Here is a 22085-nt window from a genome sequence, read left to right as displayed (position 1 = left end):
GCGCGGCCCAAAAAGCCGCATCTCGTGACATCAGACCTGCCTATCCAATAACCAACAAAAAGGCGAACCCATGTCAGGCAAATTCAAGAAACAGTTATCACTGCTGGACCTCACCTTCATCGGCCTGGGGGCCATCTTCGGCTCTGGCTGGTTGTTCGCCGCCAGCCACGTTTCGGCCATCGCCGGCCCGGCCGGTATCCTCTCCTGGTTCCTTGGCGGCTTCGCCGTCCTGCTGCTGGGCATCGTCTACTGCGAACTGGGCGCCGCCCTGCCGCGTGCCGGTGGCGTGGTGCGCTACCCGGTTTACTCGCACGGCCCGCTACTCGGCTACCTGATGGGCTTTATCACCCTGATCGCCTTTTCCAGCCTGATCGCCATCGAAGTGGTCGCCTCGCGCCAATACGCCGCCGCCTGGTTCCCAGGGCTGACCAAGGCCGGCTCCAGCGACCCGACCGTGCTTGGCTGGCTGGTGCAGTTCGCCTTGCTGGGGCTGTTCTTCTTCCTCAACTACCGCAGCGTTAAAACCTTCGCCAAGGCCAACAACCTGGTCAGCGTGTTCAAGTTCATCGTGCCGCTGCTGGTGATCGGCGTGCTGTTCACTTTCTTCAAGCCAGAAAACTTCACCGTGCAGGGCTTTGCTCCGTTCGGCCTGTCCGGCGTAGAAATGGCTGTGTCGGCCGGTGGCATCATCTTCGCCTACCTGGGCCTGACGCCGATCATTTCGGTGGCCAGCGAGGTGAAGAACCCGCAGCGCACCATCCCGATTGCGCTGATCCTGTCGGTGCTGCTGTCCACCGCCATCTATGCCCTGCTGCAACTGGCCTTCCTGGGCAGCGTGCCGACCGAAATGCTGGCCAACGGCTGGGCCAGCGTGACCAAGGAACTGGCCCTGCCCTACCGTGATATCGCCCTGGCCCTGGGTGTGGGCTGGCTGGCCTACCTGGTGGTGGCCGACGCGGTGATCTCGCCCAGCGGCTGCGGCAACATCTACATGAACGCTACCCCGCGCGTTGTTTATGGCTGGGCGCAGACCGGCACCTTCTTCAAGTACTTCACCCGCATCGACGCCGAGTCCGGCATCCCGCGCCCTGCGCTGTGGCTCACCTTCGGCCTGTCGGTGTTCTGGACCCTGCCTTTCCCGTCGTGGGAAGCACTGATCAACGTGGTGTCCGCCGCCCTGGTGCTGAGCTACGCCGTGGCCCCGGTCAGCGTCGCCGCCCTGCGCCGCAACGCCCCCGACATGCCGCGCCCGTTCCGGGTCAAGGGCATGGGCGTGCTCGGCCCGCTGTCGTTCATCATCGCCGCGCTGATCGTGTACTGGTCGGGCTGGAACACCGTGTCGTGGCTGCTGGCCCTGCAGATCGTAATGTTCGTGCTTTACCTGCTGTGCGGCCGCTTCGTACCTACCCAGCACCTGTCGCTGGCCCAGCAAGTACGCTCGTCGGCGTGGCTGATCGGCTTCTACGCGGTGACCATCCTGCTGTCGTGGCTGGGCAGCTTCGGTGGCCTTGGGGTGCTCGGCCACCCGTTCGACACCGTGGCGGTGGCTGTTTGTGCCCTGGGCATCTACTACTGGGGTGCCGCCACCGGTGTGCCTGCCCACCTGGTGCGCCTGGAAGGCGAGGACGAAAGCGAAGCCTCTGCTGAAACCTATACCGGCCGCCCTGCCGCCGTCGCCTCCTGATCTTTTACGCAAGGGACAAGCCCATGAAACAGATTCACGTCATCGACTCCCACACTGGCGGCGAACCCACCCGCCTGGTGATGAAGGGCTTCCCGCAACTGCATGGCCGCAGCATGGCCGAGCAACGTGACGAACTGCGCGAACTGCACGACCAATGGCGCCGCGCCTGCCTGCTGGAACCGCGCGGCAACGATGTGCTGGTCGGCGCGCTGTACTGCCCGCCGGTGTCGGCCGATGCCACCTGCGGGGTGATCTTCTTCAACAACGCCGGCTACCTGAACATGTGCGGCCACGGCACCATCGGCCTGGTCGCCTCGCTGCAGCACCTGGGCCTGATCACCGCGGGGGTGCACAAGATCGATACACCGGTCGGCCAGGTCAGCGCGACCCTGCATGAAGACGGCGCCATCACCGTCGGCAACGTGCCGTCCTACCGCTACCGCCAGCAGGTGGCAGTGGAGGTGCCCGGCCACGGCGTGGTGCGCGGCGACATCGCCTGGGGCGGCAACTGGTTCTTCCTGGTTGCCGAACACGGCCAGCGCATCGAACTGGATAACCGCGAGGCGCTGACCGAATACACCTGGGCCATGCTCAAGGCCCTCGAAGCCCAAGGCATTACCGGCGAGAACGGCGCGCCCATCGACCACGTCGAGCTGTTTGCCGACGACGCCAACGCCGACAGCCGCAACTTCGTGATGTGCCCCGGCAAGGCCTACGACCGCTCGCCCTGCGGCACCGGCACCAGCGCCAAGCTGGCCTGCCTGGCCGCCGACGGCAAGCTTGCCGAAGGCCAGACCTGGGTGCAGGCCAGCATCACCGGCAGCCAGTTCCAGGGCCGCTACGAGCGCGACGGCGAACGCATTCGCCCATTCATCACCGGCCGCGCCTACATGACTGCCGACAGCACCTTGCTGATCGACGAACAGGACCCGTTCGCCTGGGGCATCTGAGCCCCGGCTTTTCTACCCAACCGATTTTCGCCAGGAGTGACAACAATGACCAACAACATCTTCACCGGCACCATGCCCGCCCTGATGACCCCGTGCACCGCCGAGCGCAAGCCGGACTTCGACGCCCTGGTGCGCAAGGGCCGCGAACTGATCGAGGCTGGCATGAGCGCGGTGGTGTACTGCGGCTCGATGGGCGACTGGCCGCTGCTGACCGAGGCCGAGCGCCAGGAAGGTGTGGCGCGCCTGGTCGCCGCCGGCATCCCGACCATCGTCGGCACCGGCGCGGTGAACACCCGTGAAGCCGTTTCGCACGCCGCCCACGCCGCCAAGGTTGGCGCCGCCGGCCTGATGGTCATCCCCCGCGTACTCAGCCGCGGCGCCTCGCTGATCGCCCAGAAGCACCACTTCTCGGCCATCCTCGCCGCAGCGCCGAAGCTGCCGGCGGTGATCTACAACAGCCCTTACTACGGCTTCGCCACCCGCGCCGACCTGTTCTTCGAACTGCGCAGCGCGTTCCCCAACCTGATCGGCTTCAAGGAGTTTGGCGGCGGTGCCGACCTGCGCTACGCCGCCGAGCACATCACCTCCAAGGACGATGACGTGACCCTGATGGTCGGCGTCGACACCCAGGTGGTGCATGGCTTCGTCAACTGCAACGCCACCGGCGCCATCACCGGCATCGGCAACGCCCTGCCACGCGAAGTGCTGCAGCTGGTAAGCCTGAGCAAACAGGCAGCCAAGGGCGACGCCCGCGCCCGCCGCCTGGCGCGCGAGCTGGAAGCGGCGCTGGCGGTGCTGTCGTCGTTCGATGAAGGCTGCGACCTGGTGCTGTACTACAAGCACCTGATGGTGCTGAACGGTGATACCGAGTACAGCCTGCACTTCAACGAGACCGACGCACTGACGGATGCCCAGCGCAACTATGCCGAGCAGCAGTACGGGCTGTTCCGCAGCTGGTATGCCAGCTGGTCGGCTGAGCAGAACCTGGCCTGATCACCTGCTTCGAGGCAGAACCGCTGCCCCTGTGGGAGCGGGTTCACCCGCGAACACCGGCAAAGCCGGTGCCAGGCACCGAGTCGCCTGATTCGCGGGTGAACCCGCTCCCACAGGGTAACCAGCACACCCTTGCTATTGCATGTGATTTCCCAAGGAGGCTCCATGACCCTGACAGGCAACCTGCTGATCGGCCAGACCCCGGTAACCGGCAGCCGCACAGCCATCCACGCCGTCAACCCGGCTACCGGCCAGGCGCTGCAACCGGCCTACTACGGCGGCACCGGTGAACACGTGGCCCAGGCCTGCGCCCTGGCCTGGGCGGCGTTCGATGCCTACCGCGAAACCTCGCTGGAACAACGGGCACAATTTCTTGAGGCCATCGCCGCACAGATCGAAGCCCTCGGCGATGCCCTGATCGACCGTGCCGTGGCTGAAACCGGCCTGCCCCCGGCGCGTATCCTGGGCGAACGTGGCCGCACCTGCACCCAGCTGCGTACCTTCGCCCGGGTAGTACGCGCCGGCGAATGGCTGGACGTGCGCGTCGACAATGCCCTGCCCGAGCGCCAGCCGCTACCACGTGCCGACCTGCGCCAGCGCCAGGTGGCCCTGGGGCCGGTGGCCGTGTTCGGTGCCAGCAATTTCCCGCTGGCCTTCTCGGTGGCCGGCGGTGACACCGCTTCGGCATTGGCCGCCGGTTGCCCGGTGGTGGTCAAGGCCCACAGCGCCCACCCCGGCACCAGCGAACTGGTCGGCCAGGCGGTAGCACAAGCGGTCAAACAGTGCGGCTTGCCAGATGGCGTGTTCTCGCTGCTGTACGGCTCGGGCCGTGAAGTCGGCATTGCGCTGGTCAGCGACCCGCGTATCAAGGCGGTCGGCTTCACCGGCTCCCGCAGCGGGGGCGTGGCGCTGTGCCAGGCGGCCCAGGCGCGCCCGGAGCCCATTCCGGTGTATGCCGAAATGAGCTCGATCAACCCGGTATTCCTGTTCGAGGCCGCCCTGCAGGCCCGTGCCGAAGCATTGGCACAGGGCTTTGTCGCCTCGCTGACCCAGGGCGCCGGCCAGTTCTGCACCAACCCCGGCCTGGTGATCGCCCGTCAAGGCCCGGCGTTGCAGCGCTTCATCAGCGCAGCCAGCGGCCATGTGCAGCAGGCGGCCGCGCAAACCATGCTGACCCCGGGCATTTTCAGCGCCTATAAGGCTGGCGTTGATGCCCTTGCAGACAACGCCAGTGCCCAGTCCGCCGCCCGCGGCCAGGCCGGCCAAGGTCCCAATCAGTGCCAGGCGCAGTTGTTCGTGACCCAGGCCGAAGCCTTCCTCGCCGACCCGGCCTTGCAGGCCGAAGTGTTCGGCGCAGCTTCGCTGGTGGTAGCGTGTGCCAGCGATGAGCAAGTGCGCCAGGTCGCCGAGCACCTGGAGGGCCAGTTGACCGCCACCCTGCAACTGGACGACGCCGACCTCGACCGCGCCCGCGCCCTGCTGCCCACCCTGGAACGCAAGGCCGGGCGCATCCTGGTCAATGGCTGGCCGACCGGTGTCGAGGTCTGCGATGCGATGGTGCATGGCGGGCCGTTCCCGGCCACCTCCGATGCCCGTACCACTTCGGTGGGCACGGCGGCGATCCTGCGCTTCCTGCGCCCGGTGTGCTACCAGGACTTCCCTGATGCCCTGCTGCCGCAGGCGTTGCAGCACGGCAACCCGCTGCAGCTGCGGCGCCTGCTAGACGGTAAACGGGAAGGCTGAACATGGTCGAAACCGCTGAAACCGATATCGCCGTGGTCGGCGCCGGCATCGTCGGCGTTGCCTGTGCCCTGCAACTGGCCCGCCAAGGCCGCCGGGTAACGCTGGTCGACCGGCAGGCACCCGGCCACGGTGCGTCCTTCGGTAATGCCGGGCACCTGGCCACCGAGCAGGTGTTCCCGATTGCCGACCTGTCGATCCTCAAGCGCCTGCCACGCATGCTGCTCGACCCCATGGGCCCGCTGCGCCTGGACTGGAAGTACCTGCCCAAGGCCCTACCGTGGTTTACCCGGTTGCTGCTCAACCTGCGCCCGGCGCCATTCCAGCGCAGCGTGGCGGGTATCCGCGCCTTGAACGAAGGCAGCCTGGGTGCCTGGCAACGGCTGCTGGGCTCGATCGGGCGCAGCGAACTGTTTCACGAAGATGGCTCGCTGCTGGTGTTCGAACGGCCGGAATCGCGGCAGGCGCTAGAGGCGCTGCGTGCGCGTATGCAGCAGCAGGCGGTGCCGGTGGATTTCTGGTCAGCGGATGCTGTGCGCGAAGCAGCGCCACAGCTGAATCCGTCATTGCTGGGCGGGCTGTTCTTCCCCAAGACCGGGCATTTCATCGATCCGTACCGGGTGGTGTGCGCGTTGTTCGAAGCGGCCAAGGCCAGTGGCGTGCGTTTTGTCCAGGCGCAGGTCGAGGGCGGCCAGGTGCACAGCGGCGGCGTCCGCCTGGCCAGCGACCACGGCACGCTCAATGCGCGCCAGGTGCTGATCAGCTGCGGGGCGCATTCGGCACGATTGACGGGCGCACTCACTGGCAAGCAAGTACCACTGGACACCGAGCGCGGCTACCACCTGATGCTGCCTGGTGAGCATCAGCGTCTGCCATTTGCGGTTACTTCGCTGGAGCGCAAGTTCATCATGACACCCATGGCCGACGGTTTGCGCCTGGCCGGCACGGTGGAGTTCGCCGGGCTGGACGCGCCACCGAGCATGCAACGGGCGTGGCAGTTGCACCGGTTGAGCAAGGGTTTGTTCCGGCAGGAGTTGAGTGTTGAAGGGGCGACGCCGTGGATGGGCTTTCGGCCGTCGTTGCCGGACTCGTTGCCGGTGATTGACCGGGTGTGTGACGGGCGGGTTTTGTTGGCGTTCGGGCATCAGCACCTGGGGTTGACCCAGGCGGCGGTGACGGCGGAATGGGTGGGGCGGTTGGCTGAGCGAGATGGTGGGGGTGAGATGTCGGCATACCGGTTGGACCGGTTTTAGCCTGTGCCGGCCTATTCGCGGGTGAACCCGCTCCCACAGGGTCATCACAGTTTTTGAAACTGGTGCCGTACCTGTGGGAGCGGGTTTACCCGCGAATGGGCTGCAAAGCAGCCCCTCTGCGCCTCAGCGATACCGCTCAAGCCAGTGCGCATACGGCGCCGGCAAGGTCCAGGAAGCTTTCTCCACCCCCAGCTCCTTGGCCGCAAAGTACGCCCAGTGCGGGTCTGCCAAGTGCGCCCGGCCTACCGACACCAGGTCCAGCTGGTTGGCCTGCAGCGCCGCTTCCGCCAGCTGCGGCGTACCAAAGCCCCACGCCGAAGTCACCGGCAGCTTGGCCTCACGGCGCACGCGCTCGGCAATCGGCCCCATGAAGGCCGGGCCCCACGGGATGTTGGTGTCAGGAATGGTGAAGCCGACACTCACGCTCAACAGGTCCAGGCCACCGGCCTTGAAGCGGCGCGCCAGTTCGATCGACTCTTCCAGGGTCTGCTCATCGCGGCCATCGTATTCCAGCACGCCAAAGCGCGCGGTCAACGGCAGGTTTTCCGGCCACACTTCACGCACTGCAGCCAGGGTTTCCAGCAGGAAACGGCTGCGGTTGTCGAAGCTGCCGCCGTAAGCGTCGGTGCGCTTGTTGGAGTGCTCGGAGAAGAAGCTCTGGCCCAGGTAGCCATGGGCAAAGTGCAGTTCGATCCACTCGAAGCCGGCATCGCGCGCACGGCGGGCAGCATCGACGAAGTCCTGCTTGACCCGGTCGATGTCGTCCAGGGTCATCGCGCGCGGCACTTGCGGCAGGTGCGCACCGAAGGCAATGGCAGACGGGGCGATGGTTTCCCAGCCGCGAGCGTTATCGGCGGCAATGTGGTCGTCACCTTCCCACGGGCGGTTGGCGCTGGCCTTGCGCCCAGCGTGGGCAATCTGGATGCCCGGCACCGAACCTGCAGCCTTGATTGCCTGCACCACCGGCACGAAAGCCTGGGCATGGGCATCGCTCCAGATGCCGGCACAGCCGGGGGTGATCCGCCCTTCCGGCGCCACCGCCGTAGCTTCGACCACCAGCAGGCCGGCACCGCCACGGGCGAGGCCTGCGTAATGCACGTGATGCCAGTCGTTGATCATGCCGTCCTCGGCCATGTACTGGCACATCGGCGGAATGGCAATGCGGTTGCGCAGGGTGACGTCCTTGAGGGTGTAGGGTTCGAACAAAGCGGACATGGGAAACTCCCGGGCTATCTGGATACGATAGTTCGATCATAATCGAACTATGGCAATAATGAAAAGCCCCGGTATCATGTCGGGTATGCGAGCCTATACACATCCCAATTCTGAAGACCTGGTGCTGGAGCGTCTGCTCTACGCCCTTAGCGACCCTGTGCGCATGGGCATCGTGCGCCACCTGGCCGGTGTGGCCGAAGCCAGCTGCGGCGAGCTGGACGGCGGACGGCCGAAGTCGAGCATGTCGCACCACTTCCGCGTGTTGCGTGACGCGGGGTTGGTGCATACCCGCAATGTGGGCACGACCCATATGAATTCGCTGCGCAGCGAAATGCTGGATGAGCGGTTTCCGGGGTTGCTGGAGTGTATTCTACGGCAGAGCTGATTTTTCCTGTGCTGGCCTCTTCGCGGGTAAACCCGCTCCCACAGGATCCCCACTGCCCTCAAGACCTGTGCGATCCCTGTGGGAGCGGGTTTACCCGCGAAAAGGGCGGCACAGGCAACATCAATCCTCTTTCTTGCCCAGGGCAAACCGACACACCTGCCCGCCCCTGAGCATGCATTCCTCATGGCTGACCTCGGCCCCGCCCAACGCCCCGATCAGCGCCAGGTCCAGCTCGCACACCACCGGGTGCGCCTTGGCCAGGTGATGGAACACGCAATTGTGCGCGACGATCTGCGCCTCCCCCGCCGAGCGGAAGAACACCTGCGCTTCGTAGCCGGCATGGTTCATGTGCTCGACGATGCGCGCCTCATCCACTACCTCGCGCTCAAGGTCGGCCGCCAGCTTGCGCCCCAGCTGACGCATCAGCGCCAGCAACGCCTCGTGCCCCAACAACCCTGCCACCTCACCAATCAGCAAGTTGGCCAATAGCGGATACTGCCGGGGGAACTGCTCACGGGCATGCTCGGTCAGTTCGTGCAACTGCTCCGGGCGCCGCCCGGTAGGCCGGGTGGCACCGCGCTTGACCAGGCCGTCCCGCTCCAGCGCGGCCAGGTGCTGGCGCACCGCCGTGCGGGTAATGGCCAGGGCCTGCGCCAGGTCGTCGATGCTCATGCCGGCAGGCTGGTGCAGCAACGCGTGGAGCAGGTCCCGTTGGGTACGGCCCAGGCCTTCGAGCATCAGAACTTGTCCGGGAACTGCTTGACCAGCGCCCCGGCCAGGGCGTCGGACAAGGTCAGGATATGCTCACGCATCATCGCCCAGGTGCGCGCCTCGCCGGCGTAATCACCGGCCGCCAGCTGGTCGATCTGCGCCACGTGGTGGCCGCCGTGGGCGCTCAGCAGCGTCAGCAGGGTCGCTTCGGGCAGGTACGGGTTGGCCTTGGCCAGGAAAGCGGCGATGGCCTTGGCATTGCTGGTCAGCTCATCGACGGCGGCCTGCTGGCCTTTTTTGTCCTTGGCCACAGTGGCGTCGCTGTAATGCTTGATGGCACCCCAGTGCCCGGCCAGCAGTTTCAGCAACTGGTCGGCGGCGGGTTGGCCGTATAGCGGGGCAATGCTGTTGGCAATTTTAGTGGCGTCGGTCACCACTTCGTTGGCAGCGACGGCGGCCTGTTTGGCGTTGCCGTCCTGGTTGGCCACGGCGTAGTTGCGCACCCAGAAAATGTGCTCCACCCACAGGTCGCGCAGGGCCATGCGCGTGGTCACTGCAGCGGATTCGGCGGGTTTGGCGGCGGGGGTGGTGCTGGCGTAGCTCTGGCTCCATGCCGGCTGGGCGCACAGGGCGAGCAGCAGCAGTGCGGCAATCTTGATGTTCATGACGGCACCCTCCTGGAGGGGATCGACTGACAAGATTAATTTAAGCATCAAAATATGTTTTTATTGGTTGATTGGCGGGTTTCCGATCAGTGGTTTCCTGTACGGGCCTCTTCGCGGGTGAACCCGCTCCCACAGGTAGGGTGTTGCCTGCAGCTTGGTGCGGATCCTGTGGGAGCGGGTTTACCCGCGAAGAGGCCCGCACAGGCAAAAAAAAGCCACGAGGTCACCCCCGTGGCTTCTGTCACAACAATGGCCGATTACAGCGCCATGTCATTCTCAGGCTTGCTTTCAACCGGCTGGCTCGGTGCAACGGTGGTACCGACGCTGGCGTCGATCACCGGTGGCTTCGCCAGTTGCAGCACTTCAGCGGTGTAGTTCCACTCTTTCTGGGTGGCCGCTGCCGAGTCGTTCAGCTTGGTGCCGTAGCTCGGTACGATTTCCTTGATCTTGGCCTGCCACTCTGGGGTAGCGACCTTCTCCTTGAACACGGTTTCCAGCACGTTCAGCATGATCGGTGCAGCGGTCGAGGCACCTGGCGAGGCGCCCAGCAGGCCGGCGATGGTGCGGTCCTGCGAAGCCACCACTTCGGTGCCCAGCTTCAGCACGCCGCCCTTCTCGGCATCACGCTTGATGATCTGTACGCGCTGGCCAGCCTGCCACAGTTTCCAGTCTTCCTTCTTGGCGTTCGGGAAGTAGGTGCGCAGGGCTTCGAAGCGGTCGTCGTCAGACAGCATCAGCTGGCCAGCGAGGTACTCGACCAGCGGGTACTGTTCGATACCGACCTTGGTCATTGGCCACACGTTGTGCATCGTGGTGCTGCCCAGCAGGTCCAGGTACGAGCCGTTCTTCAGGAACTTGGTCGAGAAGGTGGCGAACGGGCCAAACAGGATCACGCGCTTGCCGTCCAGCACGCGGGTGTCCAGGTGCGGTACCGACATGGGTGGCGCACCGGTCGAGGCAATGCCGTAGGCCTTGGCCATGTGCTGCATGGCCACGGTCGGGTTCTCGGTCACCAGGAACGAACCGCCCACCGGGAAGCCTGCGTATTCCTTGGCTTCAGGGATGCCCGACTTCTGCAGCAGCTTCAGTGCGCCGCCGCCGGCACCGATGAACAGGAACTTGGCGTCGGTGGCCGACTCGGTACCGTCCTTCAGGTTCTTGTACTCGACGTGCCAGGAGCCGTCCTTGTTGCGGCTGATGTCCTGCACTTCGCTGGACAGCTTCAGGTCGAACTTGTCTTGGGTCTGCAGGTGGCCAACGAACTGGCGGGTGATCTCGCCGAAGTTGACGTCGGTGCCGATTGGCGTCCAGGTCACGGCCAGCTTCTGGTTCGGGTCGCGGCCTTCCATCATCAGCGGGACCCACTTGGCGATCTGCGCGTGGTCCTCGGAGTACTGCATCGGGCGGAACAGCGGGCTGGCCTGCAGCGCGTCGTAACGCTTCTTCAGGAACTTGATGTTGTCATCGCCCCACACGAAGCTCATGTGCGGGGTGGTGTTGATGAACGAGTGCGGGTTCTTCAGCACGCCCTGGCGTACCTGCCACGACCAGAACTGGCGGGAAATCTGGAAGGCCTCGTTGATTTCGATGGCCTTGGAGATGTTGACGTTGCCGTCTTTGTCTTCCGGGGTGTAGTTCAGCTCGGCCAAGGCAGAGTGACCGGTACCGGCGTTGTTCCAGCCGTTGGAGCTTTCTTCGGCCACGCCGTCCAGGCGCTCGACCATTTCCATCGACCAGCTTGGTTCCAGCTCGTGCAGCCACACGGCCAGGGTCGAACTCATGATGCCGCCGCCGACCAGCAGCACGTCTACTTTCTTGGTTTCTGCGGCGTGCGCTTGCATGAAGCTTGCAGCGACAGCCAGACCCAGCAAGGTCTTGCCAGCTTTCTTGAACATTGATCAATTCCAGTCATAAGAACAGAGGGAGGGCCTGTGGCTGGCCCCGGTAAAGCGTGTTCTTCAGCGCAGGCTTGTTGTTGATCATTGTTCAGCAGCCAGAGAACCAGAAAACGACTCGGCCTTTTGTCGAATTGACCGACAAGGCTGAATCGTTTTTCTGATTGTATCTGAAATGCCAGCACAAACAAATTGCAGGCCCTGACGTCAAGGCGGCAGGTTGTCCCATGGCGGCAGGGCAAAATGCCCTGCCGATTGCAGTATTGTCCCGACAGCCCTACTATCGCGATCATTTCTCATTCGCACCAGTATGCGCTCGCGCCGGATGCCGCCGTGGTTTCGATACCCGAGTTGAATCGCCCGCTCCATACCCTGTACCACAGCCACTCGCGCTGGCTGCTTGGCTTCCTGTATCGCCGGCTGGGCTGCCGCTGCGATGCCGCCGACCTGGTGCAGGACACTTTTGTGCGCATCCTCAACCGCCCCCGGCAGCTGGACGGAGAGCGCGGCGAACGCTCGTACCTGGCGACCATCGCCCGTGGCCTGTGCGTGGATCACTGGCGTCGGCAGAAGCTGGAGCAGGCCTGGTTGCAGCAACTGGCCTTGCAGCCCGAGGCGGTGCAGCCTTCCCCTGAACAGCGCGCGATCATTGTCGAGACCCTGCATGAGGTGGACGCCATGTTGCTGCGCTTGCCAAGCAAGGTGCGACAGGCGTTCCTGCTGGCACAGCTCGACGGCCTGGCCTACCGCGACATCGCCGCGCATATCGGCGTGAGCGAACGCATGGTCAAGAAGTACCTGGCCCAGGCGTTCCTGCACTGCGCCATTCTTGAAGCCGAACTTGACGGCTTGCTGGTGGAGTGACGCCATGACCGCACCCGCGCACAAGCTCAGCCACGCCAGCCTGCAGCAGGCTGCGCACTGGTACGTGCAGTTGCAGGACGAAAACGCCGCCCCGCAGTTGCGCCAGCAGTGGCAGCACTGGCTTGAGCAGCACGGCGACCACCAGGCGGCCTGGCACTATGTACAACGTGTGGGCCAGCGCTTTGCGCCGCTGCAGGGCGAGGGTGCCGCAGCCGGCCGGGCACTGCGCGAGCATGACGCGCGCCGCTTCAGCCGGCGTAGTGGGCTGAAGTCGCTGCTGGTGCTGGGCGCCAGCTCGTTGCTTGGCTGGCGGGCCTGGCACGGCGAGCCGATGTCCGGCTGGGGTGCTGACCTGGCCACCGGCATCGGCGAGATCCGCGAAACGCGCCTGGCCGATGGCAGCCAGTTGTGGCTGGGGGCACAGAGTGCCGTCGACATGGAGTTCTCGGCGTTCAGCCGGGTGCTGAAGCTGCGCTTTGGCGAACTGCTGGTAGAAACCGCCCACGACCCGCGCCGGCCCTTCTTTGTCGACACCGCACAAGGGCGCATGCAGGCCCTGGGTACGCGCTTTGCGGTGTGCCAGCAGGGCGAAAGCACCCGGCTGGACGTGTATGCCGGCGCTGTGGAGGTGTGCACCGCGTTGAGCGGTGAGCGCTGCATCGTGCAGGCAGGCCAACAGGTGGACTTCAATGCCCGAGGCATCGGCCGTGCACGGCCGGCGCAAAGCGCGGGCGAGTCGTGGATTCATCAACGGCTGAATGCCGAAGACATGCCCTTGGCGGATTTGCTGCAAACGCTCGGGCGCTATCGGCATGGGCACCTGGGCTGGCACCCGGAGGTGGCCAGGCTGTCGGTGATGGGGGCGTTTCCGCTCAATGATACCGACCGGGCGCTGGCGCTGCTGCAAGCGGCGTTGCCGGTGCGGGTGCAGCGGCTGACGCCATGGTGGGTGACGGTCGAGCCGGTTTGATGGGCTAGCTCAGATCCCTCTGGGATATCCCTGTGGGAGCGGCTTCAGCCGCGAACACCGGCGCAGCCGGTGCCAATCACCGTGTCGAATTCTTCGCGGGTAAACCCGCTCCCACAGGGTGCTCTGTTGAAGCTAAAAGCGCACAAGGCAAAAAAATCTGCCCCTCCGGTTCCCTTTTTCCAATCTCGTTCGGTTAACCCGGCATAGCCCTCCCAACTCACCCTTTCGACCCCAGAGACCAGCATGCCGACGCCCTTCCACCCCGTGCTCCGCCTGGCGCTTGCCGCGCCCCTTTCGCTGTGTGCCGCCGCACCGCTGATGTTGCCGGCTACCCTGGCCCACGCCGAACAACCCGCCGAAACCAGCTTCAACATCGCCCCCGGTTCGCTCGCCAGCGCCCTCAACCAGTTCAGCAGCCAGGCCGGCATCTACCTGGCCGGCAGCAACGAACTGGCCGCCGGCAAAGACAGCCAGGGCCTGCAAGGCCGCTACAGCGTGGCCCAGGGCCTGGCGCGCCTGCTGCAAGGCAGCGGCCTGCAAGCAGTACCGCAGGGCAGCGCAGGCTATGTGCTGCAACCCTTGGCCGATGGCAGCGCCCTGCAACTGGACGCCACCTCGATCAATGCCGCTGCCCTGCTCGCCAGCAACGGCCAAAGCGACAGCGGCTACCGCGCCGTGGCCAGCAGCACCGCCAGCAAGACCAGCAGCGCCCTGGCCGAGACCCCGCGCTCGGTTTCGGTGGTGACCCGCCAGCGCATGGACGACCAACAATCGCAAACCCTCACCGAAGTGCTGGGCTATGTGCCCGGTATTTTCTCGCCACCGTTTGCCGGTGGTGATGGCCAGGCCGGCGACCTGTTCTTCATCCGCGGCTTCAACGCCACCGACTATGGCTATGGCCTATTGCGCGACGGCCTGCGGGTGCAGGGCAACCGCTACGACACCAGCAGCGAACCGTATGGCCTGGAGCGGGTGGAGGTGTTCCGTGGCCCGACCTCGATCCTGTATGGCGAAAACGCCCCGGGTGGCGTGGTCAACCTGGTCAGCAAGCGGCCGACCGCCGAAGCCCGTGGCGAAGTGCAACTGAGCTACGGCTCGCACAACCGCCGCCAGCTGGGCGTCGACGTTTCCGGCCCGTTGACCGATGCAGGCAATGTGCTCGGCCGCCTGGTGATGATGGGCCGCAAGTCCGATACGCAGATCGAACACCAGCCCGATGACCGCCTGTATATTGCGCCGTCGATGACCCTGAACTTCGACGACTTCAACAGCCTGACCGTACTGGCCACCTACCAGCGTGACCGCACCCTGATGGAGCTCGGCTACCCGGCCGCCGGCACCCTGCTGCACAACCCCAACGGCAAGATCGACAAGGACCAGTTGTCCGGCAACCCGGACTGGGACAACTTCGAACGCGAAACCTGGAGCCTGGGCTACGAGTTCAGCCACCGCTTCAACGACACCTGGCAGTTCCGCCAGAACTCGCGCTACATGCAGTCGCGCATCGACCGCCAGGAAATGTGGCCAGGCAGCTTGAACAACGGCGGCTTCGGCACCACTCTGAGCAACACGGCCTACGACCGCTACAACAAGTCCATCGCCTACTCGCTGGACAACCAGTTCGAAGGCCACTTCGTCAGTGGCGCGTTCGACCACACCTTCCTGGTGGGGGCCAGCCTGGACCGCACCTCGTTCAACCAGGACTGGGACGCCCTCAACGGCGGCACCATCAATGTGTTCGACCCGGTCTGGAGCAAACCGACCTTCCTGGCCCATGTGCAGAACGCCCTGCTGGAACAAACCATGTACGGTCTCTACAGCCAGTTGCAGACCAAGGTCGACAACTGGGTCTTGCTGCTGGGCGGCCGCCTGGACCGGGTCAACAGCCAGTTCCGCAACAAGGCGGGTACCCTCAACGTGCCAGCCGACATGGACAACTGGGACAGCAAGTTCACCTGGCAGACCGGGGTGATGTACCAGTTCGAAAACGGCCTGTCGCCGTACTTCAGCTACTCCACCGCCTTTGCCCCGACCCAGCAAACCGAAAGTGCGAACGGCCCGCTGGACCCGACCACCAGCGAACAGTACGAAGTGGGTATCAAGTACGAACCCAAGGGCTGGAACACCGCCTTTACCGCGTCGGTGTACGACCTGCGCAAGAAGGACGACGTGATCTTCGAGTCGGGTGACTACCGCCAGGTCGGCGCCAGCCGGTCCAAGGGTGTGGAACTTGAGCTGAACAGCGATATCAGCGAGAACCTCAACGTTACGGCGGCGTATACCTACACCGATTCGCGCATTACCAAGGACGTGGCCGGCTCGCTGTATGAAGACCACCAGATGACCGGCGTGCCGCGCAACCAGGCGTCGGTGTGGAGCACCTACCGCTTCCGTGACGGCTTGCTCAAGGGCCTGCAGATTGGCGGTGGCGTGCGCCACTTCGACAGCACCTTTGCGTATACCCCGGCGAGCCTGTACGGCAAGCTGGATACCGGTGACGTGACGCTGGTGGACGCCAAGGTGGGGTATGAGATCGACGAAAACTGGTCGGTCGAGGTCAATGCACGCAACCTGTTCGACAAGGAGTATGTGGCGGGCTGCAACAACGCCGGGCGCTGCTACTGGGGTGAAGAGCGGACGTTGCTGGGGACCGTTTCGTTGCGCTGGTAGCGTACTCCTGTAGCGGCCTCTTCGCGGGTAAACCCGCTCCTACAGAAAATTCACTGCATTCCAAACCTGTGATATTTCTGTGGGAGCGGGTTCACCCGCCCATAATTTGGGCGAGTTGCGCCCTCTGTGGGAGGGGGTTCACCCGCTAAGAGGCCAGCACAGGCCACCACAACCCCCATTCAAAAAACCGATCACCCGATCGGAATTATTCGCCTTACAGCCCCGCCCCGCCGCTTTATCCTGCGCCCCAGACCCCGCCTCCACAGCACAATAAAAGGGCCGCGCCACATGGCATTCAAACGCACCATCCACGCCGTCGATACCCACGCCGGCACCCCTATGCGCGTCATCACCGGCGGCGTGCCGCACATTCCCGGCGACAGCGTGCACGCCAAGATGAAATGGCTGGAAGCCAACGACGACCAACTGCGCAAACTGATGCTGCGTGAACCGCGCGGCTACCCGGCGCACTGCTGCAACATCATCGTCCCGCCCAGCCACCCCGAAGCCGACGCCGGCTACATCATCATGGAGCAGATCGAATACCCGGTCATGTCCGGCGGCAACACCATTTCGGTGGTCACGGTACTGCTGGAAATGGGCATGCTGCCGATGCGCGAGCCACTCACCGAGCTGGTGCTGGAGGCCCCGGCCGGCCTCATTCGGATCAAGGCGCAATGCGCGAACGGCAAGGTCAAGGCCGTCACCTTCCAGAACGTGCCGGCCTTCGCCGCACATATCGATGCCGAAATCGATGTGCCGCACCTGGGCAAGGTTCGCGTCGACGTAGGCTGGGGCGGCATGTTCTACGTGATCGCCGACGTGCGCCAGTTCAAAGGCCTGCAGTTGATCCCCCAGCATGGCGCGGAAATCGCCCGGGTATCGTCGATGATCCGCCAGGCCGCTATCGAACAGTTGCCGGTGGCGCACCCCGATTACCCGGGGATCGGCATCACCATTTCGCAGCTGTCCGGCCCCAGCGAAGACCCGAACGCCGACTGGAAAAACGCCGTGACCATGGCCTCTGGTGCGTTCTCGTGGGACGACCCAGCCACCTGGACCGGCGCCCTCGACCGCTGCCCGTGCGGCACCGGCACGTCGGCGAAAATGGCCACCCTGCACGCCAAGGGCGAGCTGCCGCTGCACCAGGATTTCCGTCACCAGGGCCTGCTCGGCAACATCTACACCGGCCGCCTGGTCGATGAAACCCGCATCGGCGGAAAAAAGGCGGTAGTACCTACCATCACCGGTAAAAGCTGGATCTACGGCCTGAACACCTTCGTGCTCGACCACGATGACCCGTTCCCGGAAGGCTTCACCATCGGCGACATCTGGGCCTGAGTGCCGTTACTATCGGCGAGTCGGGCCATCCGGCTCGCCTTTTGACGACGGTCGCATTTCATGAACATCGAGCACCTGCGGGCCTTCATCGAAGTGGCCGCCAGCGGCAGCTTCCACAAGGCCGCCGAACGCCTGCACATCACCCAGTCGTCGGTCAGCGCGCGCATCAAGGCCCTGGAAGACCGCCTCAACCGCCCGCTGTTCAACCGCAGCCGCCACGGCGTGACGCTTACCTCCGGCGGCAATCTGTTCTATCGCCATGCGGTGTCGGTGATCAGCACCTGGGAACGCGCCCAGCACGACGTGGCCCTGCCTACCGATGTACGCACCACGGTCAGCCTCGGCCTGCCGATGAACCACTGGGGCAACATCACCGCCGACTGGATCGCCTGGATGGAACAGCACCAGCCGCGGGTCGCCACCCAGGTGCAGTCGGACTACTCGGTCCTGTTGATGAACGAGCTACGCGAAGGCTTGCTGGACGTGGCTATCCTTTATGAACCGCACCACTGGCCAGACGTGGTACTGGAACCGTTCCTCGAAGAGCCGCTGCAACTGGTCTCGACCCAGGCCGACACGCAGTTCGCCGGCCATGGCGAAGGCTACGTGTACATCAGCTGGGGGCGCTCGTTCAGCGAACAGCACAACAAGGCCTTCCCCGGCGCACGGCGCCATCGGCTGTCGATCACCCAGGAAACCATCGCCCTGGAGTACATCCTCAAGCACGGCGGCTCGGCGTATTTCTCGCAGTTCATGGTCAAGGACCTGCTGGCAGACGGGCGCCTGCACACGGTGGCCGGCGCCCCCGAACTGAGCGTGCGCACCTACCTGGCGTTCTCCACCCTGCGCGAACGCTCGATCGAGACCCTGAAGGCTGTCGAAGGGCTGAAAGCGATCCCCTTTTATACCCAAGGCAAGACCTTCCGCTGAAACGCCCACAAACAAAAACCCCCGGCCATGTTCATGACCGGGGGCCTTGGATCACGCCGCAAGCGTCGCGATCAGGGTACCGCCAAGATTACTGCTGCTGAGGCAGTTTATCGATCGGGCCGCAGCCACCGATGATCTTGGAGATGGAAACCGAAGGGTGGAACAGGTAGTCGTAGGTGCAGTTTTTCGGTTGGTTGTAGACCTGGCCAGTGCAACCCGACAGCAGGGCAACACCCGATACGACAGCAACGGCAACAGTGGCCTTGAACAGCTTTTTCATTACTCAGTCCTTTAAATGAATCATCTTCGGCCATCGTCTGATGGCGGCGGGATGATACAGAACCTGAGCATTGGATCCAAGTCGCGAGTAGCACAAGTTCGTTGCAGGCGTGCAACAACAAGTTGCTGCGCAATAAATAGCGGCCATTTCGGAAAATTCGGTGGTTACTTGCAATTTCACGATACTCGGTTGAATTGCAGGCCGGTGACGACGATAGTCTTGAACGCTGCCTTCGCACTGCCCAACAGGAGTTCCCCATGCTCGGCGTCACCGACTACGGCGCGTTCGTCATCGCCTTCATCATCGTCCTGGCCATCCCGGGCCCGGGCAACTTCGCCCTGATCACCGCCACCGGCAAGGGCGGCATCAAGGCCGGCATGGCCGCCACCTGTGGCGTCATCCTCGGTGACCAGGTGCTGCTGTGGCTGGCAGTGGCTGGCGTGGCCACCCTGCTGGCCGCCTACCCGGCGGCCTTCCACGTGGTGCAATGGGCCGGTGCGGCGTACCTGGCCTACCTGGGCCTGCGCATGGTGCTGAGCAAACCCGGCGGCGCACCACGCACCAGCCGTATGGACAACGGCCAGTACCTGCGCCAGACCATGCTGATCACCCTGCTCAACCCCAAGGCGATCATGTTCTACATGGCATTCTTCCCGCTGTTCGTCGACCCGGTGAGGCACCAGGGGCTGGTGACCTTCGGCTTCCTGGCGGCGACGGTTGCGGTGGTGACCTTCCTGTACGGGCTGATTGCCGTGGTGCTCACCCACCAACTGGCCGAACGCATGCGCGCCAACCCGCGCATTACCAATGTGTTCGAGCGGTTAGCGGGGGTTTGCCTGGTGGGGTTTGGCATCAAGCTGGCGGCGATGCGCTGAGGGCGCCGGGGGCGCGCGTTGCGCCCCAGGGCTCAACCCTGGCGGCGCATGAACTCTGCAAAAAGCGGCACAGTGAAATCCAGCACACCATGATCGGTGCTGTAGGCCATACCCTTGGCAATGACCTTGGCCCTGATAGGCCCCAATGACGACTGGGTGCGCCCCATCGCCTTGGCGATATCACCCACCGCGTAAGGCCCATCGCCGAGGCCGGACATTGCCCGGACGAAAAGCACTTCGCTTGGGGTCAGTTGGTCAATGCGCACCCTGAAGAACCCCGCATCCAGCAAGGCCAGTGTTTCCGAATACGATTGAACGACATCGTCCAGCGATATCTCCGGCCCTTCTGCGTAGTTCCAGGCGGTGGAAGCCCACTCCTGCAGAAAGAACGGATAACCCTTCGTGCGCACCACAATCTCATTCAAGGCGGCTTCTGCGATGGACGCCTCTTCTTCCAGAATCGGCTTGAGCACCGCCTGGGCCGCAGCATCGGCATCGAGTGCATTGATTTCGGGATAGAGGAACAGCCGCTCGGCATATGACTTCGCCTCCCCTGCCAGGCGCGCGACCTGGGGCAGACCGGCACCCACCAGCAGTATCGGCAGGCCTTCCTGCGACATGCGGTGCATGGCAACGATCAACGCCCTGAGGTCGGCTTCACTCAGGTACTGGACTTCGTCGATCAGCAGAATCCAGCCCTTGCCAGCAGCCTTGGCTGCCCGCCCAATTACGTTGAACAGATCTGGCAGGTCGTATTGCAGGTTGCCACTGTCGGCAAGCCCTGGCTCCGGCTCTACGCCAACTTCCACGCCGGCAATATCGATCTTGAACATGGAGGCAAACCCGCGCAGGCCTTTGAGGCCCCGGTTCGCAATCTGCTTGGCGGCTTCCACAGTGGACAGCGAGCGCATGACCTTGCGCATTTCCGGGTAAAGCAGACGGGCAAGGCTTTCCTCTTCCGGCGACTCGACCTTGGAAACCAGCAGGCCTGCCTGTTCGGCAATTTTTCCTACTTCGTTAAGCAACACCGTCTTGCCGGTGCCGCGTAGGCCGAGCAGCATCATCGACCGCGCACTGCGCCCGTTGATTGCCCGACCACACGAGACACGGGCGTGCTCAAGCACCGTGTCGCGCCCTGCCAGTTCGGGCGGCCTGCTGCCGGCGCCGGGGGCGAAAGGGTTACGGTACGGGTCCATGGGCTACCTCCAGGCAACTGTTATAGCAATAGATAGCTAAGTCTAGCGATTTTCGCTATCTATCAGTAGATTTCGCTAGCCTTCAGTATTTTGCGCCCGCCGAGTCTGCCCTTCCTACAGCAAAAACTCAGAAACATCCCCTTCCTTGTAGGCCATTTCCCAAACATACTGCCAAACCGCTCAAACGCTTGCGACGGATTATGTCGCGCCCTAGTCTCGGCTTGTCGTTGCAAAATCAACGACCGGCTTTGACAGGCCGATTACTCAAGTATCCGTTGCAGCGCTTTATGGCAGCTGTGCATGGGGCACACTCGTGTGCGCCGGGTCCTTGGGTACCGGTCTGTCAACCCATGTATGGCTGCCTCCATTCGTTTGACAGCGTTGCCAGGCGGCTCCACTTACCCAAGGAGCTTACATGCGCAAGATAGTCCCCGATCCACCCTACTCCCTCGATTCCACCCAGGTGTTGCTAGACACCCTCGTCCAGTCCTCAGAGTACGTACTCTGCGCTCTGTCCGTGGCCCGCCTATCCGTACAACTCAAGCCCACTGCCCAGAGCTCGATCGTGATGCAGGCGGTGATCCATGAAATGGAGGCGGTACAGGGCCTGGTCGAATCGGCATTGACGCAATTGCAGATGCGGCCGCATTTACCGGCTGAGCCGTACACCTTGCATTAGCAGGCCCGGCCTCTTCGCGGGTGAACCCGCTCCCACAGGTTTATCAACCATCCCGGGTACAGCACCGCACCTGTGGGAGCGGGTTTACCCGCGAAAGGGCCAGCCCAGACAACCAATATTCCAGGGAGATAAAAACAATGCCAACCGACAACACCAAAGAACCCACAACCGTCGGCAAGACCTGCTTCTACCAAGGCGAAAACAACACCCACCCGCTGTTCCGCATCGAACCCGGCATCCCCTGCCAGGACGCCCGCGAACAGGCATCGGAACTGATGGGCTACGTGCGCGACCTGATCATCACCGGCCTGATGGAAGGCGACCAGAAACTGATCTGGGCCTCGCATTACCTCAGTGCGATGGCCAAGGCGCTACTGGATGATGCTGAGTTGGGGATGATGAAAAAATGAGCGGCGATATGCCAATATTCGACTTGGATTTGAGCAACACCAAGCGCTTCGAGGCCTCCCGGTTTCTCAAAAGCCGCGAAACGATCAAGGCGTTCTTGAAAGAAGCCATGATGACCAACGATGCGCAGATTTTGCAGCAAGCTTTTAAAGAGGCCATAAAGGCAATCCAGATGACGTAGAGGTGCATTACCGCCTTCTACATCAAAGCCGCCCGGCAATATAATGCCGATCCGTTAAGCAATCTGGGGCTGCTGCGCAGCCCATCGCTGGCAAGCAAGGCTCCACATCGATTGCACATGGCTCGAGGTCAATGCAATCGATGTGGGAGCGGGGGGGGGGGGGGGGGGGGGGGGGGGGCCGGGCCCCCCCCCCCACTGGC

General features: G+C 63.7%; 20 protein-coding genes and 1 pseudogene. 15 read left to right on the top strand and 6 right to left on the bottom strand.

The annotated features are described in order from the left end of the window. Window positions 1–70: 70 nt before the first annotated feature. The 5 genes from IAE39_RS06870 to IAE39_RS06850 all read left to right on the top strand — a co-directional run bounded on the left by IAE39_RS06870 (window position 71) and on the right by IAE39_RS06850 (window position 6620). Window positions 71–1684 (top strand): APC family permease, encoded by a 1614-nt coding sequence (locus IAE39_RS06870; RefSeq protein ID WP_201200633.1) that lies wholly within the window; start codon window positions 71–73, stop codon window positions 1682–1684. Window positions 1685–1707: 23 nt separating this feature from the next. Continuing rightward, on the top strand, window positions 1708–2634 hold the full coding sequence (locus IAE39_RS06865; RefSeq protein WP_201200632.1) for a 4-hydroxyproline epimerase: 927 nt from the start codon (window positions 1708–1710) through the stop codon (window positions 2632–2634). 45 nt (window positions 2635–2679) lie between these two features. After that, complete coding sequence (locus tag IAE39_RS06860) at window positions 2680–3627, top strand: dihydrodipicolinate synthase family protein (protein ID WP_201200631.1); 948 nt, start codon at window positions 2680–2682, stop codon at window positions 3625–3627. A gap of 165 nt (window positions 3628–3792) precedes the next feature. Continuing rightward, window positions 3793–5370, top strand: coding sequence for an aldehyde dehydrogenase (NADP(+)) (locus tag IAE39_RS06855; protein ID WP_201200630.1), 1578 nt, complete (start codon window positions 3793–3795; stop codon window positions 5368–5370). 2 nt (window positions 5371–5372) lie between these two features. Next, on the top strand, window positions 5373–6620 hold the full coding sequence (locus IAE39_RS06850; protein WP_201200628.1) for an NAD(P)/FAD-dependent oxidoreductase: 1248 nt from the start codon (window positions 5373–5375) through the stop codon (window positions 6618–6620). A gap of 123 nt (window positions 6621–6743) precedes the next feature. On the opposite strand, the gene xenA is transcribed toward IAE39_RS06850, so the two are convergent. Further along, window positions 6744–7835, bottom strand: a complete 1092-nt coding sequence (xenA, locus tag IAE39_RS06845) for a xenobiotic reductase XenA (protein ID WP_201200626.1) — start codon at window positions 7833–7835, stop codon at window positions 6744–6746. Window positions 7836–7884: 49 nt separating this feature from the next. Here xenA and IAE39_RS06840 point away from each other — a divergent pair, with 49 nt between their 5' ends. Continuing rightward, window positions 7885–8220 carry an ArsR/SmtB family transcription factor gene (locus IAE39_RS06840; RefSeq protein ID WP_201200623.1) on the top strand — a complete coding sequence of 112 codons (336 nt, stop codon included), beginning with the start codon at window positions 7885–7887 and terminating at the stop codon, window positions 8218–8220. A 120-nt stretch (window positions 8221–8340) separates the two neighbouring features. Here the strand turns inward: IAE39_RS06840 and IAE39_RS06835 are convergent, their stop codons facing one another. The 3 genes from IAE39_RS06835 to mqo all read right to left on the bottom strand — a co-directional run bounded on the left by IAE39_RS06835 (window position 8341) and on the right by mqo (window position 11491). Next, window positions 8341–8958, bottom strand: coding sequence for a helix-turn-helix transcriptional regulator (locus tag IAE39_RS06835; protein WP_201200621.1), 618 nt, complete (start codon window positions 8956–8958; stop codon window positions 8341–8343). Then, on the bottom strand, window positions 8958–9596 hold the full coding sequence (locus IAE39_RS06830) for a hypothetical protein (RefSeq protein ID WP_201200612.1): 639 nt from the start codon (window positions 9594–9596) through the stop codon (window positions 8958–8960). Before IAE39_RS06830 ends, IAE39_RS06835 begins: the two co-directional genes overlap by 1 nt. 257 nt (window positions 9597–9853) lie before the next feature. Continuing rightward, window positions 9854–11491 carry a malate dehydrogenase (quinone) gene (gene mqo, locus IAE39_RS06825; protein WP_201200610.1) on the bottom strand — a complete coding sequence of 546 codons (1638 nt, stop codon included), beginning with the start codon at window positions 11489–11491 and terminating at the stop codon, window positions 9854–9856. Between the two features lie 333 nt (window positions 11492–11824). Between mqo and IAE39_RS06820 the strand changes: the two genes are divergently transcribed. From IAE39_RS06820 to IAE39_RS06800, 5 genes are all read left to right on the top strand, one after another. Continuing rightward, window positions 11825–12355: a sigma-70 family RNA polymerase sigma factor gene (locus IAE39_RS06820; RefSeq protein ID WP_201200608.1), complete on the top strand. Its 531-nt coding sequence runs from the start codon at window positions 11825–11827 to the stop codon at window positions 12353–12355. 4 nt (window positions 12356–12359) lie between these two features. Beyond that, window positions 12360–13325 (top strand): FecR domain-containing protein, encoded by a 966-nt coding sequence (locus tag IAE39_RS06815; protein WP_201200606.1) that lies wholly within the window; start codon window positions 12360–12362, stop codon window positions 13323–13325. Window positions 13326–13568: 243 nt separating this feature from the next. After that, a complete protein-coding gene (locus IAE39_RS06810; RefSeq protein WP_201200605.1) occupies window positions 13569–15995 on the top strand; it encodes a TonB-dependent siderophore receptor in 2427 nt (808 codons plus the stop codon). 288 nt (window positions 15996–16283) lie between these two features. Then, on the top strand, window positions 16284–17336 hold the full coding sequence (locus IAE39_RS06805) for a proline racemase family protein (RefSeq protein ID WP_201200604.1): 1053 nt from the start codon (window positions 16284–16286) through the stop codon (window positions 17334–17336). A gap of 60 nt (window positions 17337–17396) precedes the next feature. Next, complete coding sequence (locus IAE39_RS06800) at window positions 17397–18266, top strand: LysR family transcriptional regulator (protein WP_201200598.1); 870 nt, start codon at window positions 17397–17399, stop codon at window positions 18264–18266. Between the two features lie 88 nt (window positions 18267–18354). Here the strand turns inward: IAE39_RS06800 and IAE39_RS06795 are convergent, their stop codons facing one another. Next, window positions 18355–18546 (bottom strand): YhfL family protein, encoded by a 192-nt coding sequence (locus IAE39_RS06795; protein ID WP_003254720.1) that lies wholly within the window; start codon window positions 18544–18546, stop codon window positions 18355–18357. A gap of 257 nt (window positions 18547–18803) precedes the next feature. Here IAE39_RS06795 and IAE39_RS06790 point away from each other — a divergent pair, with 257 nt between their 5' ends. Next, complete coding sequence (locus tag IAE39_RS06790) at window positions 18804–19421, top strand: LysE family transporter (protein WP_201200597.1); 618 nt, start codon at window positions 18804–18806, stop codon at window positions 19419–19421. A 32-nt stretch (window positions 19422–19453) separates the two neighbouring features. Here IAE39_RS06790 and IAE39_RS06785 read toward each other — a convergent pair whose 3' ends face one another. Beyond that, a complete protein-coding gene (locus IAE39_RS06785) occupies window positions 19454–20617 on the bottom strand; it encodes an ATP-binding protein (protein ID WP_201200593.1) in 1164 nt (387 codons plus the stop codon). 415 nt (window positions 20618–21032) lie between these two features. On the opposite strand from IAE39_RS06785, the gene IAE39_RS06780 reads away from it, so the two are divergent. From IAE39_RS06780 to IAE39_RS06770, 3 genes and pseudogenes are all read left to right on the top strand, one after another. Further along, window positions 21033–21296: a hypothetical protein gene (locus IAE39_RS06780; protein WP_201200592.1), complete on the top strand. Its 264-nt coding sequence runs from the start codon at window positions 21033–21035 to the stop codon at window positions 21294–21296. A 137-nt stretch (window positions 21297–21433) separates the two neighbouring features. Then, window positions 21434–21706 (top strand): DUF3077 domain-containing protein, encoded by a 273-nt coding sequence (locus IAE39_RS06775; protein WP_201200591.1) that lies wholly within the window; start codon window positions 21434–21436, stop codon window positions 21704–21706. Further along, a pseudogene (locus tag IAE39_RS06770) lies at window positions 21703–21870 on the top strand (addiction module antidote protein); the annotation flags it as partial. The gene IAE39_RS06775 and the pseudogene IAE39_RS06770, both read left to right, overlap by 4 nt. Between the last annotated feature and the right edge of the window lie 215 nt (window positions 21871–22085).

Origin of the sequence: Pseudomonas sp. S37, from assembly GCF_016658545.1 — a bacterium.
GTDB lineage: Bacteria > Pseudomonadota > Gammaproteobacteria > Pseudomonadales > Pseudomonadaceae > Aquipseudomonas.
Note: the sequence above shows the minus strand (reverse complement) of the source record. Positions and strands in the feature narration are given on the sequence as shown.

What these genes read in the sequence shown, in the direction of transcription:
- IAE39_RS06785 (WP_201200593.1), bottom strand. Translation starts at nt 20,617, where the DNA reads ATGGACCCGTACCGTAACCCTTTCGCCCCCGGCGCCGGCAGCAGGCCG.
- IAE39_RS06775 (WP_201200591.1), top strand. Translation starts at nt 21,434, where the DNA reads ATGCCAACCGACAACACCAAAGAACCCACAACCGTCGGCAAGACCTGC.
- mqo (WP_201200610.1), bottom strand. Translation starts at nt 11,491, where the DNA reads ATGTTCAAGAAAGCTGGCAAGACCTTGCTGGGTCTGGCTGTCGCTGCA.
- IAE39_RS06865 (WP_201200632.1), top strand. Translation starts at nt 1,708, where the DNA reads ATGAAACAGATTCACGTCATCGACTCCCACACTGGCGGCGAACCCACC.
- IAE39_RS06795 (WP_003254720.1), bottom strand. Translation starts at nt 18,546, where the DNA reads ATGAAAAAGCTGTTCAAGGCCACTGTTGCCGTTGCTGTCGTATCGGGT.
- IAE39_RS06805 (WP_201200604.1), top strand. Translation starts at nt 16,284, where the DNA reads ATGGCATTCAAACGCACCATCCACGCCGTCGATACCCACGCCGGCACC.
- IAE39_RS06790 (WP_201200597.1), top strand. Translation starts at nt 18,804, where the DNA reads ATGCTCGGCGTCACCGACTACGGCGCGTTCGTCATCGCCTTCATCATC.
- IAE39_RS06840 (WP_201200623.1), top strand. Translation starts at nt 7,885, where the DNA reads ATGGCAATAATGAAAAGCCCCGGTATCATGTCGGGTATGCGAGCCTAT.
- xenA (WP_201200626.1), bottom strand. Translation starts at nt 7,835, where the DNA reads ATGTCCGCTTTGTTCGAACCCTACACCCTCAAGGACGTCACCCTGCGC.
- IAE39_RS06810 (WP_201200605.1), top strand. Translation starts at nt 13,569, where the DNA reads ATGCCGACGCCCTTCCACCCCGTGCTCCGCCTGGCGCTTGCCGCGCCC.
- IAE39_RS06850 (WP_201200628.1), top strand. Translation starts at nt 5,373, where the DNA reads ATGGTCGAAACCGCTGAAACCGATATCGCCGTGGTCGGCGCCGGCATC.
- IAE39_RS06860 (WP_201200631.1), top strand. Translation starts at nt 2,680, where the DNA reads ATGACCAACAACATCTTCACCGGCACCATGCCCGCCCTGATGACCCCG.
- IAE39_RS06780 (WP_201200592.1), top strand. Translation starts at nt 21,033, where the DNA reads ATGCGCAAGATAGTCCCCGATCCACCCTACTCCCTCGATTCCACCCAG.
- IAE39_RS06830 (WP_201200612.1), bottom strand. Translation starts at nt 9,596, where the DNA reads ATGAACATCAAGATTGCCGCACTGCTGCTGCTCGCCCTGTGCGCCCAG.
- IAE39_RS06870 (WP_201200633.1), top strand. Translation starts at nt 71, where the DNA reads ATGTCAGGCAAATTCAAGAAACAGTTATCACTGCTGGACCTCACCTTC.
- IAE39_RS06815 (WP_201200606.1), top strand. Translation starts at nt 12,360, where the DNA reads ATGACCGCACCCGCGCACAAGCTCAGCCACGCCAGCCTGCAGCAGGCT.
- IAE39_RS06855 (WP_201200630.1), top strand. Translation starts at nt 3,793, where the DNA reads ATGACCCTGACAGGCAACCTGCTGATCGGCCAGACCCCGGTAACCGGC.
- IAE39_RS06800 (WP_201200598.1), top strand. Translation starts at nt 17,397, where the DNA reads ATGAACATCGAGCACCTGCGGGCCTTCATCGAAGTGGCCGCCAGCGGC.
- IAE39_RS06835 (WP_201200621.1), bottom strand. Translation starts at nt 8,958, where the DNA reads ATGCTCGAAGGCCTGGGCCGTACCCAACGGGACCTGCTCCACGCGTTG.